At 45.5% G+C, this 18,484-nt stretch carries 18 protein-coding genes; 9 read left to right on the forward strand and 9 right to left on the reverse strand.

Annotated features, from left to right (window positions below; translation table 11 throughout):
• Position 1: 1 nt before the first annotated feature.
• The 5 genes from AC6R05_RS19575 to AC6R05_RS19595 form a co-directional block, all read right to left on the reverse strand.
• Complete coding sequence (locus AC6R05_RS19575) at positions 2-301, reverse strand: (2Fe-2S)-binding protein (RefSeq protein ID WP_032553481.1); 300 nt, start codon at positions 299-301, stop codon at positions 2-4.
• Positions 285-1,382 (reverse strand): NAD(P)/FAD-dependent oxidoreductase, encoded by a 1,098-nt coding sequence (locus AC6R05_RS19580; protein ID WP_500648378.1) that lies wholly within the window; start codon positions 1,380-1,382, stop codon positions 285-287. The genes AC6R05_RS19575 and AC6R05_RS19580 overlap by 17 nt, the downstream gene beginning before the upstream one ends.
• A 65-nt stretch (positions 1,383-1,447) precedes the next feature.
• Complete coding sequence (gene dctP / locus AC6R05_RS19585) at positions 1,448-2,473, reverse strand: TRAP transporter substrate-binding protein DctP (protein ID WP_032553483.1); 1,026 nt, start codon at positions 2,471-2,473, stop codon at positions 1,448-1,450.
• Positions 2,474-2,486: 13 nt separating this feature from the next.
• Positions 2,487-3,785 carry a TRAP transporter large permease gene (locus tag AC6R05_RS19590; protein ID WP_032553484.1) on the reverse strand — a complete coding sequence of 433 codons (1,299 nt, stop codon included), beginning with the start codon at positions 3,783-3,785 and terminating at the stop codon, positions 2,487-2,489.
• A 2-nt stretch (positions 3,786-3,787) separates the two neighbouring features.
• Positions 3,788-4,270 carry a TRAP transporter small permease gene (locus AC6R05_RS19595; RefSeq protein WP_008079941.1) on the reverse strand — a complete coding sequence of 161 codons (483 nt, stop codon included), beginning with the start codon at positions 4,268-4,270 and terminating at the stop codon, positions 3,788-3,790.
• A gap of 113 nt (positions 4,271-4,383) precedes the next feature.
• Here AC6R05_RS19595 and AC6R05_RS19600 point away from each other — a divergent pair, with 113 nt between their 5' ends.
• Positions 4,384-5,304 (forward strand): LysR substrate-binding domain-containing protein, encoded by a 921-nt coding sequence (locus AC6R05_RS19600; RefSeq protein ID WP_285465242.1) that lies wholly within the window; start codon positions 4,384-4,386, stop codon positions 5,302-5,304.
• 59 nt (positions 5,305-5,363) lie between these two features.
• On the opposite strand, the gene AC6R05_RS19605 is transcribed toward AC6R05_RS19600, so the two are convergent.
• Positions 5,364-5,708, reverse strand: coding sequence for a DMT family transporter (locus AC6R05_RS19605; RefSeq protein WP_500648379.1), 345 nt, complete (start codon positions 5,706-5,708; stop codon positions 5,364-5,366).
• Positions 5,709-6,229: 521 nt separating this feature from the next.
• Here AC6R05_RS19605 and AC6R05_RS19610 point away from each other — a divergent pair.
• From AC6R05_RS19610 to AC6R05_RS19620, 3 genes are all read left to right on the forward strand, one after another.
• A complete protein-coding gene (locus AC6R05_RS19610) occupies positions 6,230-7,378 on the forward strand; it encodes an S-(hydroxymethyl)glutathione dehydrogenase/class III alcohol dehydrogenase (RefSeq protein WP_032553487.1) in 1,149 nt (382 codons plus the stop codon).
• A 193-nt stretch (positions 7,379-7,571) separates the two neighbouring features.
• Positions 7,572-8,411: an S-formylglutathione hydrolase gene (gene fghA, locus AC6R05_RS19615; RefSeq protein ID WP_500648380.1), complete on the forward strand. Its 840-nt coding sequence runs from the start codon at positions 7,572-7,574 to the stop codon at positions 8,409-8,411.
• A 361-nt stretch (positions 8,412-8,772) separates the two neighbouring features.
• Positions 8,773-9,369, forward strand: a complete 597-nt coding sequence (locus tag AC6R05_RS19620; protein ID WP_500648381.1) for an outer membrane beta-barrel protein — start codon at positions 8,773-8,775, stop codon at positions 9,367-9,369.
• A gap of 74 nt (positions 9,370-9,443) precedes the next feature.
• Here AC6R05_RS19620 and AC6R05_RS19625 read toward each other — a convergent pair whose 3' ends face one another.
• Both AC6R05_RS19625 and AC6R05_RS19630 read right to left on the reverse strand, forming a co-directional pair.
• Positions 9,444-10,697: a sensor histidine kinase gene (locus AC6R05_RS19625; protein ID WP_500648458.1), complete on the reverse strand. Its 1,254-nt coding sequence runs from the start codon at positions 10,695-10,697 to the stop codon at positions 9,444-9,446.
• A gap of 74 nt (positions 10,698-10,771) precedes the next feature.
• The gene (locus tag AC6R05_RS19630) at positions 10,772-11,461 is read right to left on the reverse strand and encodes a response regulator transcription factor (RefSeq protein ID WP_500648382.1); all 690 of its coding nucleotides are present in this window, start codon (positions 11,459-11,461) and stop codon (positions 10,772-10,774) included.
• A 199-nt stretch (positions 11,462-11,660) separates the two neighbouring features.
• On the opposite strand from AC6R05_RS19630, the gene AC6R05_RS19635 reads away from it, so the two are divergent.
• On the forward strand, positions 11,661-12,464 hold the full coding sequence (locus AC6R05_RS19635; protein ID WP_500648383.1) for an efflux RND transporter periplasmic adaptor subunit: 804 nt from the start codon (positions 11,661-11,663) through the stop codon (positions 12,462-12,464).
• Between the two features lie 2 nt (positions 12,465-12,466).
• A complete protein-coding gene (locus AC6R05_RS19640; RefSeq protein WP_500648384.1) occupies positions 12,467-15,475 on the forward strand; it encodes an efflux RND transporter permease subunit in 3,009 nt (1,002 codons plus the stop codon).
• A gap of 70 nt (positions 15,476-15,545) precedes the next feature.
• On the opposite strand, the gene AC6R05_RS19645 is transcribed toward AC6R05_RS19640, so the two are convergent.
• Positions 15,546-16,190, reverse strand: a complete 645-nt coding sequence (locus tag AC6R05_RS19645) for a hypothetical protein (protein WP_500648385.1) — start codon at positions 16,188-16,190, stop codon at positions 15,546-15,548.
• A 126-nt stretch (positions 16,191-16,316) separates the two neighbouring features.
• On the opposite strand from AC6R05_RS19645, the gene AC6R05_RS19650 reads away from it, so the two are divergent.
• From AC6R05_RS19650 to AC6R05_RS19660, 3 genes are all read left to right on the forward strand, one after another.
• Complete coding sequence (locus AC6R05_RS19650; protein WP_500648386.1) at positions 16,317-17,492, forward strand: quinone-dependent dihydroorotate dehydrogenase; 1,176 nt, start codon at positions 16,317-16,319, stop codon at positions 17,490-17,492.
• 140 nt (positions 17,493-17,632) lie between these two features.
• Positions 17,633-17,956 (forward strand): DUF4144 family protein, encoded by a 324-nt coding sequence (locus AC6R05_RS19655; RefSeq protein ID WP_500648387.1) that lies wholly within the window; start codon positions 17,633-17,635, stop codon positions 17,954-17,956.
• 92 nt (positions 17,957-18,048) lie between these two features.
• On the forward strand, positions 18,049-18,450 hold the full coding sequence (locus AC6R05_RS19660) for a hypothetical protein (protein WP_500648388.1): 402 nt from the start codon (positions 18,049-18,051) through the stop codon (positions 18,448-18,450).
• Positions 18,451-18,484: the final 34 nt, after the last annotated feature.

Below are 18,484 nucleotides of genomic sequence, written 5' to 3' on the forward strand. Positions count from 1 at the left end.
ACTAATTTGTCTGACGGCAAATCGTCATGCCATCTTCTATTACATTCATACATGCTTGAACATTGTGCTCACCATTGACTTGAACACGACACTCAAAGCAACTACCCATCATGCAAAACGGGGCGCGGGGGGCTCCCGACTGTGGAGACTCTCGAGTATGGTCAACACCTGCAGCCAACAATGCAGCCGCAATGGTGTCACCAACATGGGCTGTGTATGGCTTGCCTTCCCAAAAAAACTCCACCGTCTGTTGCGACCTTTCTGTCGCAACCATTCGTTGAAACTTAGAACCTGTCTTCACTGAATAACTCCAAAGTTGGTGCATCCGCTGCTTCTTCTAGCCAAGCTGGGAGCAAAAAACTGTGCGCTGCGGCTAATGTAATACCACTATGACAACTAATGAGATAAGCGCCTGAATTGGTTTTCGACTGTTGATATATCGGTAAGCCATCGGGAGATATAATGCGAATTGCTCCCCAGCTACGAACCAACTTTGTCTGGGCTAAAAACGGATAAACCGCAATCGCGCGTTCAGCTATCGCCGCCGTCACGTCTAAGGTATCGCTATCATCAAAACCAGCGTTCTCCTTAGAGTCTCCAATCTGAATACCGCCTTCATTAACCTGTCTGATGATTCCTGAAGCACGCTTCAATCTTGGAGGTAGCTTTTCGGTAATAAGAACTTGACCTTTTTGTGCGCTAATTGGTGCAACAAAGCCAAGCTTAGGACCCAGTTCCGCCGATCCTAAACCTGCCGACAAAACCACTTTAGCGCTGTTGTAACGCGTTCCATCTTGCAGTACGACGTCGAATCGCTGTGAATCGTTTTTGCTTATCTCTGACACAGTAACGCCAGTGACAACATTTGCGCCTAACTCATTGATTGCTTTAGTGTAAGCACGAAGCAGATTTAACGGATTCACATGCCCATCTTCCGGGCCATAAATAGCACCAACAACTTCTTCACCAATGTCTGGTTCTTCAGCAATAAGACGATCTCTATCCCAGACTTCGTAGGGATGATCCGTACCCAGTTGTTGTCGAAGCACCTCATATTGCTTGGCTTTCTCAGCCATCTCTTGCTGGCAAAAATGAAAGTCGTACCCCCCGTTTTGAACAAGATTGAGTTCTTCACCCGTCGTCTCTTCAAGCTCATCAGCCAGCTTGCGCCATAGCCCCACTGAGCGACGTGTCCACGCGGCATAATGAGGGGCACCTAAACCTTTACTCGATAGCCACACCAAGCCAAAATTCCCTCGTGATGCACGATGAGCCTTATCTCCACCATCGAGTACTGTTACCTTGTGGCCAGCTTTGAGCAGTCCGTAAGCCACTGCGCAGCCCACGACGCCTCCACCGACAATTATGTAATCCGGTTTCATATCGTTCTCTTCAGACTTTTGTAATAAGGGGCACAACAACGCCCCTACTTGGAGGTGCGCTTAGTTTAATTAAGCGCTTTGTCTAGAATTGGTTGGCTCCAGTCAGAACCAATATCATTAATGATTTGAGGCCATACGGTTGTACGAACCTTATCCGCCGTCAATTTCAGCTGTACCGGAGTCATTTCGACGATTGTCGCGCCGGCATCAACTAGTTTTTGCTCGTTAGCTTTCTGGTCTATTTGTGCCGCTCCCCAGCGTCGAGATTCAAACTCAGCCGCCGCCGACACCAAGGCGTTTTTCTCGTTTTCATCTAGGTCATCCAAACGCTCTGAGTTAATCATCAGATACCAGATCTCAAAGTGAGTATTGAGCGGAATGTACGTTTTAGTTACATCACGGAACGAGGCATAATAACCTTCAGCTCCAGAGCCAATCACTCCATCTACCACCCCAGTTTGTACTGCAGTAAAGGCTTCTGAAAACGGTAGTGGCGAGCCGATGTAACCTACATTGTCAGCAAGTAGCTGGAAGCTCTTGATTGGCGGAACGCGAAGCTTGATGCCTTTGCTCACATCAGGGTTACCCGCTTCAACCGCATTACGATTCAGTGAAATACCACCAAAATAAACTGGGTAAGCGGCAAGTAGCGTGATGTCTTGTTTAGCAAATAACTCTTCCATTGCGGTTCTGACTGGTGCTCCGCTACCGTAGATGTTTTGTGCTTCTTCCCAGTTGTTGGCAAGGAAAGGTAGCAAGCCAATCTGCATTTTACGATCCGTTGAAGTCGATGCAGGCTGTAGTGCCATGTCAATCGCACCAACAGAGATACGTTCCTGAACTAAGGTGTAGTCACCTAAAGCGTTTGCTGCATAAACTCGAAGCTTAAGATCACCATCCGTTGCCGCTTTCAGTTCATCGCTGAGTTGTTTGATATCGTTATCAACGACAGTACCTTGTGGGCGAACATGGCTGATTTTCAGCGTCGTCGCTTGTGCAGGGATAACCGTCGCTGCAGCTGCGATAAGAGAAGCAAGCAACGTGTATTTTTTCAGTGCTTTAGTAGGAGCAAACTTACTTGTTTTTGTCATTGGTAATTTCCTTTTAGTAACCAAACACAGTAGGGAGGAAGAGTGATAGTTCTGACCAGAAAGAGGTAAGAATCACTACAGGTAGATAACCAAGTAGTATCAGCGACATTGCAGGGCCAACTACTTCGGAGAATTTAACGTTACCGATACGTGCACCTAGGTATAGAATCGACGCGTAAGGTGGAGTAACACCACCCATTGCTGTATTCACACCCATGATTGCTGCAAACTGAATCGGGCTGATGCCAATAGCGGTCATCAGAGGTAGTAATAGCGGAGCGATAAGAATGATTGCAGTCAGGTCATTGACCACCATTCCTACCAAGAACAACAAAATGTTGATAAAAATAAGCAGCAGGACTTTGTTTTCGGTGATCCCGAAAATCGCTTCGACCAGTTGCTGAGGAATATCCTCAACCACGAACATCTGGCTAAGAATCAAGCTGAACAGAATCATGAACATGATTGACCCGACCGCCGTTGCTGATTCTTTCCCCGAGATAAGCAGTGTTTTCCAGCTCAAACCTTTGTAGATAAGAAAACCCACTGGAACAGCATAGATAACGGCTACAGCTGCGGCCTCAGTCGGCGTCATCACGCCACCATAGATTCCACCTAAGATGATTACCGGCATTAATAAAGCAGGTACGGCATTAAATGTCTTGCTAGAGGTTTGCTTAATCAACTCTGACATCGACGGCTTATCATCCAATATCAATGGAAACTTGCGCGCTTTGTACATATTGATTAATGCGAAGTTGAAGGTCACTAATAAACCAGGGCCAAGCGTTGCTAGGAAACAGGCTAGAATAGAGGTATCCGTTACCCAACCGTAGACAATCATGGTTACGCTTGGCGGAATCAACAGTCCCAAAATGGACGAGTTTGCAATCAGTGCGGTCGCATACGCTCTTGGATACCCGCGCTTTTCCATCTCAGGGATTAACAAAGGACCAATAGCCGCGACACCGGTTAACCCACTACCAGAAATGGCACCAATGATTGCACAACTAAAGGATGCAACAATCCCTAGACCGCCACGAATATGACCTACGAACACGTTCACAAATCCGAGTAAACTGGCGGCAATGCCGCTCCTGCTCATGATAGTTCCTGCCAGAACAAATAGCGGAATAGCTAGCAGAACAGGGTTCATCAGCTGACCCGCTCCCCACATCATATTGCCTTTCATCGACATATCACCGATAAAAACCATCACCATTAACGCGCCACCAAAACAGAACGGTAACGGGACACCAAAGGTCAGCAGTATGACCAAAACGGCTACTGCCAACAGAGCTACTTCAACCATAATTAGACCTTATTTACTTGATAGGAAGGGGACATCAGTTGACGAATCAACTTGACCACATGCATTGCGATAAAGAGGGTAATCAGGAGTAAGCCGATAAAGACCGAGCACTCGTGATAAAAAGTTGGGATATAAAGCGTTGGGCTCTCTTTCCAAACCCTCCACGCATACTTGACGTAGTCCCAAGCCCAGTAGGTCAACCAACTCGAAATCACCAAGCTGATCGTTTCACTGATAAGGGCTAATATTTGATGACCTCGCTCTGTCTTGATAAATATTTCCAGTACATTTGCACGGATTTGCGTATCTTCCCTAGACGCATTCACCGCACCAAGCATGTAGAGCCATAAGGTCGGAATAACCATCGACTCTTCAAGCCCCATAATTGGGACTTCAAAGACATATCGTGTCACTACCTGAACAAACTGCATCAATGCCACAGATGCAATCAGGAAAGTGAGTAGATATCTAAACTTTTGCTCCACGTTGTTATTTCCTTATTGTTTTATTTGTAAACACCTCGTTAATTTAATGATGACAAGCAATAAAAACAAATTTAAAATTTCTCTAATCTGATAACTTTTTCTTATAGGCTCGTATGAATAACCTTTCTATAAAACAGCTAGAAACCTTTCGCACCGTGATGCGCTCTGGATCCGTGACCTTAGCGGCTAAAACGTTGTGCCGAACACAGCCGGCGATCAGCGCAATGCTGGTCGGATTAGAGAAAGAACTTGGCTTTGCATTATTCGAACGACATAAAGGTCGACTAGTGCCAAATCCAGAGGCATATTTTTTACTTGAAGAGAGCGATGCGATTCTAGAGCGGCTTTCACGCGCGACTCAGTTAATGGCAGAAGTGAAAAACCTAACGCGAGGCAAATTGAGGATCGCCTGCATGCCAGCCGCCGCATTATTCTTTATGCCTCACGTTATTGCGGAGTTTGTAAAAGACAGGCCTGAGGTTGAGGTATCCATGATGATGCGTAGCTCAACCATGGTTCAAGATTGGATTGCTTCCCAACAATACGATATCGGCTACTCAGAGTTACCCAAAGATAGAGACTCATTCCATGTAGAACCGATTCACTTACAAGGCGTCTGTGCCTTGCACGTTGATCATCCTCTTGCCAAGAAAGAGACAATTACCCCGAACGACCTAGACGACTTCCCACTCGCGACTCTTTTTACCCGTCACGCTGCAAGTGAGCACTTACGCGCTTTGTTTGAAGAGCATAATGCCGCCTATCGCCCTAGGTTCGAGCTGCAAAACTACATTTCTGGTTTTGAGTTTGTTGAACAACAATTATGTGCTTGTATCTGTGATCCAATAAGTGCCGCTAGTTACAAACTCTATAAAGGTGATCAAGGGAAAGTTGTCTTTCGCCCTTTCTCCCCTGTCGTGACATTCGATCATGCTATTCTTACGCCAGCACACAAACCGATGTCTGAGTTAGCTAAATTGTTCGCAGAAAACATTCAGCAGAGTGTGAACTCATTTGTGTCGGTTTTTGACTAGATAGATTTAATACTGCGGTACCAAAGACATGCAATCGTCAATCAAAGCATCAAAACGAACTAATGACTCACCGAGCTAGAAAACAGGTTGATGATCACTACGCCAGCCAGGATTAAGGCGATACCGATGACTGCGAAGATATCTAGCTTTTGCCCGTAGACCAGCCAAGACAGAGCTGCGACGAGTACGATGCCGGCGCCACACCAAATGGCGTAGGCGACACCAAGTGACATGGTTTGTACCGTGAGTGATAGAAGGTAGAAAGCACAGCCGTAACCAACCAGAACTGCGATTGAAGTAGGAATTGAGGTGAATTGATTGGTTTTCGGAAGAAGCGAGGTAGCGATGACTTCAAGGACAATCGCAAGTGAAAGCATAATGGCGGGAGGAAGAGATAACAGCATGATTAAACCTACAACATAAAATACGGCGCTCAGAATATTGTAGTTTTATTTCCGATTCATGTGATTTTCAGTAAGCAATTATTATGGTGTCCCTTAAAAAATCTTAAGTCCTTACATCAAGTAAAAACGGCATAGAGCCTACTAATCCTTAAATAATCTATTTTCCCTCATTTTTTCACTTAACCATTTGCGCATAGATAGCTACCACCAGCTTCGGCTCTATCCTTCTATCTATTCAGCCATGACAATAGGTGACGACAACTGTTTCGCCTCAAAGAGACTCAGAAGTCCCTTTCCGTAAGATGTTAATTTTCCACAAGATGGTTCTGTTCAAAACCATGATTATTACTTATTTGTAATAATCATTTTCAATTTAGTGGGATTATCAAAACAAGGGGCCACACCTATACTAGGCTCAACAAAACGAGAGAGCGGAAACAAACATGCTCAACTACGCTTAATACGTTGAGCATATTGAGAATCAAAAAGTCCGCTGTAATGACATAAATAGGAAGCATCCAATGACTATCGAAATCAAACCGGGTCAAACTCATATTCAATCTAAAGCTATGGTCGCTTGGAAAGCAGGTGAGCCTCTAAAGCGCGAAACTGTTGATGTTGAACTGCCAAAGGCAGGCGAAGTTCTTGTTCGTATCGTTGCTACTGGTGTTTGTCACACTGACGCATTCACACTATCAGGTGACGATCCAGAAGGTATCTTCCCTTCTATCCTTGGTCACGAAGGTGGCGGTATCGTTGAAATGGTTGGCGAAGGCGTAACAAGCGTTGAAGTTGGCGACCACGTTATCCCACTTTATACAGCAGAATGTGGCGAGTGTAAGTTCTGTAAGTCTGGTAAAACCAACCTTTGCCAAGCAGTTCGTGAAACTCAAGGTAAAGGTCTAATGCCAGATGGTACAAGCCGTTTCTCTATCAACGGTGAGACTATCTACCACTACATGGGTTGTTCTACTTTCTCTGAGTACACGGTTCTTCCTGAAATCTCACTAGCGAAAGTAAACAAAGAAGCGCCACTTGAAGAAGTTTGTCTTCTAGGTTGTGGTGTAACAACAGGTATGGGTGCGGTACTGAACACTGCGAAAGTTGAAAAAGGCGACAACGTTGCTGTATTCGGCCTAGGTGGTATCGGTCTTTCTGCAATCATTGGTGCTCGCATGGCTGGTGCTAATCGCATCATCGGTGTTGATATCAACGAGAGCAAATTCGAGCTAGCAAAACAGCTTGGCGCGACTGACTGCATCAACCCAATGAACTTTGACAAGCCAATTCAAGACGTTATCGTTGAAATGACAGACGGTGGTGTTGAGTACTCTTTCGAGTGTATCGGTAACGTAAACGTGATGCGTCAAGCTCTTGAGTGTTGTCACAAAGGTTGGGGCGAATCGGTAATCATCGGTGTTGCTGGTGCTGGCCAAGAGATCTCTACTCGTCCATTCCAACTAGTAACAGGTCGTGTATGGCGTGGTTCTGCTTTCGGTGGCGTTAAAGGCCGCTCTGAGCTTCCAGAAATCGTAAACCGTTACATGGCGGGTGAGTTTGGTCTTCAAGAATTCATCACTCACACAATGAGCCTTGACGAAGTAAACGACGCATTCGACCTAATGCACAAAGGTGAGTCTATCCGTACTGTTCTACACATGGATAGATAATACCTAGCTTGGCTCTCGCTTGAGAGCCAACACATTGCCTTCACCACTTTTCGCCCGGGAAGTGGTGAATTACCTTTGTTAAGAGTCGATTTATGAGCTTAATTCGCGAATCAAGACGTCCTTTAACAAAGAGCAAAATTTTAGCTTTATCTTAATGATTCTCCAGACCAACAACCGAACGGAGCACAATTTAATGACTATCGAAAATATTAGCCAAGCCAAGGTTGCCGGTGGTTGGCACAAGCAATACACACATTTCTCTGCAACGCTAAACTGCAATATGCGTTTCGCTATTTTCCTACCGCCAAACGCAAGCAAAGAGAACCCAGTGCCCGTTCTATACTGGCTATCAGGCCTAACTTGTACTGACGAAAATTTCATGCAGAAAGCGGGCGCATTTAAAGCGGCAGCAGAACAAGGAATTGCGATAGTAGCTCCTGATACTAGCCCTCGTGGCGAAGGAGTTGCTGATGACGAAGCGTACGACATGGGTCAAGGTGCGGGTTTTTACCTGAATGCAACTAATGCACCGTGGGACGCACACTACCACATGTACGATTATGTGGTGACTGAGCTTCCAGCGCTTATCGAGTCTTTCTTCCCTGTGACGACCGTTAAGTCTATCTCGGGTCACAGCATGGGCGGTCATGGAGCCTTAACCATTGGCATTAAAAACCAAGAAAACTACCGCTCTATCTCTGCATTTAGCCCGATTAGCAACCCAATGCAATGCCCTTGGGGACAAAAGGCATTTAGCCAGTACTTAGGTTTAGATATTGAAGAGTGGCGACAATACGATGCGTCTGAGCTTCTAAAAACCAAGGGCACAGTTTTGCCAATGTTGGTTGATCAAGGCGAAGCCGATAATTTCTTGGTTGAGCAGCTAAAACCAGAGCAACTAATTGAAGCAGCGAAAGTAACAAACTCGGATTTAGATCTGCGTATGCAGCCTGGTTACGACCACAGCTACTACTTCATCTCAAGCTTCATTGATGAGCATATTGAGTTCCATGCCGCTTATCTGAAACAGTAGCCAAACATTCTATCGCCCAAGTCTCGTTCATAGAGGTTTGGGCTTTTTTGTACCTGAGTGTTCCCGCCTGTCTCCAACTCTCTTAGATGACGCTAACTGAAGCGTCTAAACCGAATTAGCTAAAAACCAACAATAACCTTATTTATTAATGAGTTAGATATCAATAAATATAGATTTTGATACAAATATCTGACCAGTTTATGTTTATTTTGTGCGTCATGTTGCATTATAAAATCTATCTACACATTTGTATTTTATAAATTAAATCTGAAATGATACCGTCCGCCACCTATTCGAATTCAGAATAGTTTTATAACGATTGAAATCATAATTATATACTTATAAATCAAGTGGTAACGGAATGGCTAATACCTTCAAACACACACGTCGTGTTTCTTCTGGCTTAATTTTAATGGCTTTGGCATCTCAAGCTCACGCAGCACCTTTCGACTTTGTCATTGGTGCAGGCTATGACTTCGGCGGCGAGACAATGAGTACCGTGCAGTTTACAAATGGCGACTCAGACAAAATTGAGTCTAACGAAGGCCTCCTTATTTATGGTGGTGTCGACGTACCTGTTGCTGAATCATGGCGTGTTCGTGCAACGGTTGGCTACAAAGGTACATCTGTCGATGGTTCAAACGGTGAAGTGACATTTGAGCGTGTCCCGTTCGAGCTTCTTGGATTGTACAACATCGATAATCACAACCTAGGCCTAGGTCTTACTTACCATACTGGCGTGGAATACAAGTGCGATATTAGCAACTCGTGTAATCACACTATTGAGTTTGATGATAGCCTTGGCTTCATTGCACAGTATGAATACCAATTTAATGTCGGCGCTGACAACCGTCTAGCATTAGGGGCTCGCTATACTCACATTGACTATACCGTTAAAGGCGTTGACTACACTGTAGACAGTGGCGGTTTCGGCTTAAACATCAGCTTCTTGTTCTAAGAACTCTTGCACGCAAGCTTCCAAACCAGCGCTGTAAACTATCTAAATGCCAGTCATATCCCGACTGGCATTTTTTATTCAGGCTGTTTGATTTTCTTTGTAAAAGTGGCTTTGCAACCAGTTGATTGAGCCGCTTCAGACATGTCCCGATTATTGGCTATGCTTGACGTCCAGCCGTAACTTTCACCAATTCGGCTGACGATCACAAGCCCTAATCCATGCTCAACTTTGGCGTTGTTCTGCAAGCCTATGCCTGTATCCGACACAGAAATTTCATTCGAACTGATCGTCACATCAATACTGCCCTGCTGAGTAAATCGAATCGCATTTTCAATGTAGTTCTTGAGCACCATATTGATAATTGGCAAAGGCATGTTGAGCTGAGTATTCGATGCAACATCAAGGTTCAATGCTACTGTTTCTGGCAACATTGCTTGATACTTTGACAAGTCGATATTCGCTTGAGTGACTGGAGTCAGTGTCGAATCCATTGAGGCATTTTCCTGCTTCACAATATTCAACAGCACCTCAACGGTTGCACTCATACCATTGGCAGCACTTAATATGCGTTCACGCTGTTTGGCTTGAAATTCGCTGTCATTAGGCTTCATCGCCTGCAGTTCTGCTGCACCTAGTACGATCGCGATGGGCGTTTTAAGCTCATGACTGGCATACTTGGCAAACATCAGCTCCTGCTTAGCTAAGCGGTCTTTCATTTCAGAGTAGCTATTAAGGTGCTCGGTGAGCTGCTGCAATTCATCGACCGAATTCTTTGATACGGAGAATCCTTGGTCATGACTCAATAGCTGTTGACTGAGATTAGTGATCGGCATGGCTAATCTATCAAACACGCGCTTTAGAGTAATGCGCAGTACGATAATCAGAAACAGCATCAGTAACGTCGCGATCACCATCAGGACGCCCCAGTTATCATCCCAAAGATCCATTTCGAATGAACTGATCGCAATGTAAGTTGGAATCGTGTCACCTTGATGCTGAAAAGCAAAATAATAGGCGATTACGCCCGGCACTATCGCCTCATCTTGGGAAGGACGAACCTCAAAATGAAGCCTATCGACCGTATCGAGCTGCATAGGCATGAGCTGCTTTAACTGATCAGTGAGCCCCTCTTCACCATAATATACCGTCACATACTCCGACAGTTTTAATGTAGTGGTGGGTGAAACTGCATAAAACTGCTCTGCCACACCTTTAAATGACCTCAGATGACGTTCAATTTGCGCCTCTTCCTGCCACACTAATCGGAGCGAGAACACTAAAAACACAGCAAAAGAAGAGACAAAAGCGATCAGCGCAAAGGTCCGCATCGCGCGGATTCTTACATCTTCAATTGAGTTTCCAAGTTTGGTTCTAATCTTCATTACACCGTTCGCTCAATATCTTAAGATTTGGTTAGAACAAGTTGAAAGCCATGCTTTGGGATTGTCTTGAGTATTGGAGTTTCAAACGGTTTATCTAACGCATTACGCAGAAGGTAAATGTGGCTACGCAGCACATCTTTATCAGGGATATCATCTCCCCAAAGCAGATGGATTAGGGCCTCACGCGTTACCACATCACCTTGGGCTTTAACCAACTCTCGTAGGATCTGAAACATAATTGGAGTTAGGGAGAGTAGCTGCCCTTGTCGCGATGCAGTATGAGCTTTCTCATCAATCGTCACGCCAGCAAAACTCAAGGTCTTTTGCGCGACTAAGCCTCTATTGCGTTTAATCAAGGCACAAAGCCTCGCTTCTAGCTCAGGAAACTGAAAAGGCTTACTCACAAAATCATCCGCACCAGAATCAAAGCTGCTCAGTAGATCTTGTTGTCCATTTAGGGCTGTTAGCATCAGGATGGGTGTACTCACACCATTTTGGCGAAGCTTGGTAGCGACCTGCATACCATCGAGTTTCGGCAGCATCACATCCAGAATAATGGCATCGAAGTCATGATTCAGAGCCAGCTCAAAGCCCTGATCTCCATCAGAAGCAAAATCAGCCACCGCATCCTTCACTTCAAGAAAATCAGCAATAATACCTTGCAGTTCTATATTGTCCTCTACGACGAGGATACGGCTTCGCTTTAGCATCTGTTTACTCCTATTCAAAGCTAAAGCTTAATCCAAAAAAAGTCGAAATTATGTCTATTTGTCCATATTCCTCAATAAAATAACTCAACATAGTTCTCTACAATTTATTGCTTTCTTTACCACCAAACTGGCCATCTTTTCGACTTAAATTTGACAGTTCTCGTTTCACAATGGTGTTAACGAAATGTGGAGTAAAAGCATGAAAACTGAATTAATGACGCTACTTGTATTGATGAGTGCAGCGACAGCCCAAGCAACAGAATTGATTGGCCATGTTCAGGGATTAAACAAGCAAAGTGTGGTTGCAGAAGTACCCGGTGTGGTTGAAATGTCAGACCTAGAGGTCGGCGATACCGTCAGCCAAAATCAGCAACTGGCACACATAAAAGCCGATGACTTTCAAAACTTTGTCAACAAAGCAAAAGCCAACCTTGCCCTTGCCAAAGCTGACCTCGCTCTGCGTGAAGCCACTTACCAGCGATACCAAAAACTGCTCAAGAAGAACAGTCTATCTGTCGGTGAACTGGACACGGCACGCGCCGAGTTCCTCAGTGCCAGTGCTTCGGTTTCTGTTGCTGAAATAGATTACCAACAGTCAAAAATCGATCTCGAAAGCACCCAAATAAACGCCCAGCTGTCAGGCTATATCTCCAACAAAGCGACACAGTCAGGCGCTTGGGTCAATGAAGGTGAGTTATTGTATGAAGTGGTCAATATCGACACGGTTACCCTATCTTTCATGGCCAGCGAATACGACCTAAAAGACTTTTCAGTAGGCCAAACCATTCTCGTATGGTCAGAAACCAACCCACAGCAAAAGACTGAAGCCCAAGTGAAGCGTATCGGTGTCGAGATGAACAATCTCACCTATCCAGTGTTTGTTGAAGTGGATAACCAAGCTCACAGCTTCAAGCCAGGCATGTCTGTGTATGCATCGACCGACCTCTCTTTGAGCGAACAGAACACCGCTTTCATTAACCCTAGTTTAAGCAAAGGCATGTAACCATGAACTTCTTAGCATATTTTGCTAATCGCCAGTTCTTAGCGCGCATCATCACCGTGATGGTGCTATTTACGGGGGCGGTATCGCTCACTCAGCTTAACCTGCAAGAGTATCCTGATGTCGCTATGGATACCGCCGAGATAGAGACCTTCTATCCTGGTGCGACCGCGCAAGATGTCGAGCTCAACATCACCAATCCAATAGAGAAAGAGCTACGCTCTGTTGATGGTATCGCCTATTTCATATCGGAATCGTCTGAAGGGCGCTCTTACATCGAGGTCGAGTACCAACCCGGTGAAGACGCGACTGTCATTTTGCGTGATATCCAACAAGCCGTTGACCGCGTAGGCAATCTGCCAAAAGACATCGATGCGCCACCTGTTGTGACTCAGCAAAAAACCTCTTCGCTAGATGTGTATCATTTTGGTGTTAGCCTATCTGAGAGCAATCTTGATGAGGCTTCACTCCAGCACTATGCGTATCAACTGGAAAAGAAGATCAACAACCTAAGTGGTGTCGGCTCGATTACAATGTCAGGCTTCAATGACCGCGAGTTTTGGGTCGAGGTTGATCCAGAGAAAGCGCGTCGCTACCAACTGAGTTTTGACCAAGTCAGCAACGCAATTGAGCAACACAACCTATCGCAATCAGGCGGCTTTGTTGAGTCTTGGAGCCAAGAGCAGAAGATCGTCACCATGACTAAGGTTGAGTCAACGGGCGACGTGGAAAACATCGTCATCAAAGCGCTCGATTCAGGACAAGTGATTCGAGTATCCGATGTCGCGACCGTGTTTGATACCTTTGCACGCCCAACCGAAGATCCTGTAATGAACGGTAAACCAGCGATCATTTTCTCGGTGACCAACAGTGGCAGTGCCGATGTCATCTCAACCATCGCTAACATTGAGGCTGTACTGGATAAAGAGCGTGAACGCATCGGCGGTGATTTTATCTTCCAAACGGGTCTCGACCTTGGCAAAGACATGGACGAGAAATTTTCGATTGTCGCAACCAATGGTGCCATCGGCTTAGTCTTAGTGCTTTTGATTCTGAGCTTAATTCTGCAACGTCGTATGGCGTTCTGGGTGTCAGTTTCAATTCCGTTCTGCGTACTGGGTGTGATGATCGTGCTGCCGATCATGGGGCTTAATTTAGACAGTATTACCTTAGCGGCGCTGCTGCTTGTTATCGGTATTATTGTTGATGACTCGGTGATCATTGCTGAAAGCATCTTCCAAGAAAAAGAAGCGGGTAAACAGGGTATTGAAGCCGCTGTTTCGGGCACGATTAAGGTCATCAAGCCCTTGATGGCGAGCTTAGTCACCACCGCACTGGTGTTTATTCCTATGCTGTTCATTCCCGGCACCATGGGTAAGGCCGTCGCGGTAATTCCGATGACAGTGATCGCGGCGTTGGTGTTCTCTTTCATTGAATGTACCTTAACCCTGCCTGCACACCTTGCGACCGCGAAAGCCAGCAACACAAAAGTACAAGAGAAAGACCGCTTAGAGTGGGTGACCAATCAATATCAAGCCATGCTCAATATGGCTCTCAAATACAAAAAAACGGTCATTCTCGCGGCATTCACAACCTGCGCGCTGTCCGGTGTTTTAGTCTCGACATTGAAAGTCGATATCTTCCCAACCGAAGCAGGCAAATACATTGAGGTGTATACCGAAGTTCAGGCTGGAACACCGCTTGATAAAGTTCGTCAGGCGCACCAGAAAATTGAGCAAGCGATCGAAGCTCTACCAGAAAGCGAATTGGTCAGCTATGAAATTACCTACTCTTCTCCAGTATCAAGTGGTGTGATTAATCTGACCAATTTTGACCAACGCGATCGCTCTGCCGAGCAGATCATTGCGTCATTAAATGAGCAGCTGAGCGCCCTCTCCGAAGAGATGTTTATCAAGTTCTCAATCGACGCGGGCGGTCCACCTCCGGGCGACCCTGTCGAGGTGCGAGTGCTAGGTGGGACAGAACCTGAACGTAATCAAACCGTTGAATTAGTAATGGATTGGCTAAAGAACTATCAAGGTGTTACCAGTATTAACCACAGTGAATCACTGAAAGATCCACAGCTGAACATCGTACCGCAATACCACTGGTTGGCGAAATACAATCTAACTGTGACTGATCTGTCTAATGCCCTACGCGTAGGCTTTGACGGCAACCGAGTAACATCGACGTGGCTTGGTGATCAAGAGGTGGATATCCGCGTGGTACTTGACGAAAAGTTCCGAGATATCGAAAAACTCAAGACAACCAAGATCTACACATCGGACGGTGAGCAAGTCCCACTAAGCCGCTTAGCCAAGGTCGAGCAGATTCAGATACCTCGATTAATCAAGCACTATAACGGTGAGCGTGAAGTGACGGTATCGGCGGCGCTATCCGATGAGAATATCAGCCCAGTCGCTCTCTCTTCAGAACTGCTTGCTGAATTGGCAGGGCAGTACCCAGCGAGCGTCACCATCGATGTAGGTGGTGAGGCTGAAAGCACCAACGAAACCATGAGTGGATTTATGGTGGTGTTCCCAGCCGCTATGCTGGCAATCTATTGTGTGCTTGCAGTGATGTTCAACTCACTACTGCAACCACTGCTGATCATGGTGGTGATTCCATTTGCGATCATGGCTTCGCTAATGGCACTGGTAGTTCACATGCAGCCAATGTCGCTATTTGGATTGATTGGAGTATTGGGAATGACTGGAGTTGTGGTCAATAACTCACTGGTTTTGATTAATCGCATCAACGAGCTAAGAGACCAAGGTCTGGCGGCTATCGATGCTGTAGTACAAGCTGCCACCAGCCGTCTGCGCCCAATTGTGATGACATCATTGACGACTGTCGCAGGGTTGTTACCTCTAGCTTATGGTCTGGGCGGCACTGATGTGTTCATGGGGCCAATGTCACTCACGCTAGGCTACGGCTTGCTGTTCTCACTGCCGGTCGTCCTTCTGGTGATTCCTGCCATGTATGCACTGTGTTTTTCAAAAGCTAAAGCTTAGACATAAGGCTACACCCTCATGTTGATAGTGTTATCGACATGAGGGTTAAAACTGCGCATATAATCAAAATCTATTTAACATTGAGCAATGGCCCTTGTTCCAAGACTTGCTCAAGAAGGTGTGATTCCGTCAATGTAAAAACTGAATCGAAGTTTTCACTGCGTATGGCCAGTTTATTCACTAAGTGACCTGGAATGTGCGTATTGCATTTTTTCAGAAACTGGATGAATTCATCCACTGAAATGTTGTTCACGCGGCGTATCGCTTTATCAAAGCCAAATTGATGTGCGAGTGGAGTGACGCCGTCATCTGTCATGCGATCAACCATTTGAAACTTAGCTTCAGATGCGCTGTGTTCAATGTTTTCAAAACGTAGACAAGCCGCCTCAGGAATCGCTTTAGTGCGTATTTGAGTTCCCAGTTCTTCCCAGCAAACTCCGCATACAGAAAGACTAAAAAGCTCTGGAACATGAGCCGTCTCTCGTGGCGCTATCTGACGCCCTCGAACAAGCTCATCACAAAGATCATGCAACGAGTCTACACTGATTTTCTCATAAGTGACTCGCCCACAATGACTCTCATAACTGAGTTTCAAAGTATCAAGCAAATAGTAGATATGGCCACTGCGCTGCCAATGCGCTCGTGGCTCAGACTTTTCAGGTGCTTTACTCTGCGCCGGCTTCCTCTGCACTAACTGGTCAAATATCTTTCTCATTGTCGCCTCTCATCACACATTGGGTAGAATATAGATGATAATGAGAATGATTACCATTAAGATTTATAACGGCACGAAAAATAGCCCCTCATTTTTATAATAACCAATATCTAGGAGAGAGAAGAAATGAGTACCCTCGTAGGAATACGTAACCTTTTGCTCAAAGTTGTGTACCGCATTGCCCGCCCTATTATATTTCTAATGGATCCAGAGGATGCACACTACATGTTTAAGCGTGTCGGTGTATTTTTAGGCAAATATTCCCTGACCCGATCCCTCACATCTCTATTTTTCAATTACGACCACAAAAGTCTTAATACGACAGTAGATGGCATTGAATATAGAAACCCAGTTGGTTTATCTGCCGGCTTTGACAAGGACGGGGAATTAACCAGCATCTACCCATCTATCGGCTTTGGTTTAGCTGAACTGGGATCATTTACAGGCGAAGTTTGTCCGGGTAACCCAGGTAAACGACTGTTCCGAATGGTGAAATCTAAGTCCATCTTAGTATGGTACGGCCTTAATAACCAAGGCGCAGAGAAGATCTCTTCACGCCTGCGAGGCACAGACTTTGGACCACTACGTGTCGGTATTAACGCGGCGAAGTCAAACATCACACCTGAGTTTGACCTGCAAGATTCTATCGATGATTACGTGAAAACACTGCGTGCGTTCAAAGATATCGGCGACTACTTCACGATCAATATCAGTTGCCCAAATACTCAAGATGGCGAACCTTTTGTAGATCCTGAAAAACTCGGGGCACTGCTAGCAGCTGTGAATGAAAACCGTGTTGAAGGGCGACCAGTTTACGTCAAGCTTGCAGCAGATTTAGAGCTGGATGAGATCAATGTGATTGTTGACACTTGTGTTGAATACAAGATTGATGGTGTCGTTCTCACTAACCTTGCAAAACCATCTCATAACCAAGAGTACGTTAAAGATGAATTGCCTTATCACAAAGGCGCAATGAGTGGTTTACCGCTTCAGCGTATCTCTACCAATGTGATTCGTCATGTCTACCGCCGAACCCGAGGCGAACTGACGATTATCGGTGTGGGTGGCGTATTCACCGCCAAAGATGCATACGAGAAAATCACCTCTGGCGCTAGCTTGCTGCACATGATTACGACCATGATCTTTGACGGTCCTCAGAGCATCAATGAAATCAACCGTGGTCTTGTTAAGCTATTGGAAGCGGATGGATTTAATTCTATTGAAGAGGCGGTAGGGTCACGCAACCCTCTACCAAAACTAGAGCAACAGCCATTGCAAGAAGAGGTTAAAGACGTCGCTTAACCTTAAACTTCAGTGAGGGGCTACTGCCTGCCCCTCTTTGGAGTCTTTTCAAATACACGGTGAACCACTATCAAAGGTTTGCTGTATCGCCAATGTTGGATTAGGATGATTTCTTCGATATCAAATAGAATACTTGCTCTATGATTAATTGGCCTGCATTTATCAAACTAGATGGCGATCACGAACTGTTTTACATCGCGTCGTTCGAACAACTGCAATCAGAAAGTCATGATCTCATCGTCGGTGAACAAGATTGCATTATCGATGCCAAAGGGCATGCTTATTCCCTCCTCACCTACACCACGACTGAACTTCTCGAACGCCAACAAGGTATATACTCTTTAGAAGATGTAACCCAGCTGATTCGTGCCCATGAGTTTCACAAAGTTCAAGTGTGCCTGACCAAAATACATTTTGTTACCATCGAAGAGGCGATTGAGTCGCTCGCGTTTGAGCTAGGTTAAGCAACGGGTCGATACGCTGCTTGAGGACTTGCATCTTCAGCGCCGCGGGCTACCATAGCCCACTTATATCCACCCTATTTTTGAAGGTTGCTATGAAAGCAATTAAAACCCTTTTCTTTTTAATGGTGCTGCTCAGTGGCCTGTTTACCGCTTGGCTATTTATTCCAATTCCAGCCACCATTGATAAGCAAACGCTCGACCTTCCACTGACAGAACCGTTCAAGTTGGTCGCCTATCGCAGCAACCCAAATGACGCGACCAAGCCATTTACCTATCACTACTATGTGGTTTCAGACATCAGTGACGTCGACGACATGGACCCGTTCCTAATTACAACCGATCAATTTGTTAAGCTTGGCGACTTCGACGAGAACACATTCAAGTTAACGGTAAACGGCAAAATAGAGAGCTACACCAACGATTTGTGGATTGAAAAATCTGACGGTAAGTTTCAACACTGGTATGTCAGCGTTGATGCGAACTACTTTCGTTAGATACGAACTCAAGTAACTCCCGCTTTAAGACTGC

This window comes from Vibrio sp. R11-SG3-ISO9 (genome assembly GCF_059834255.1).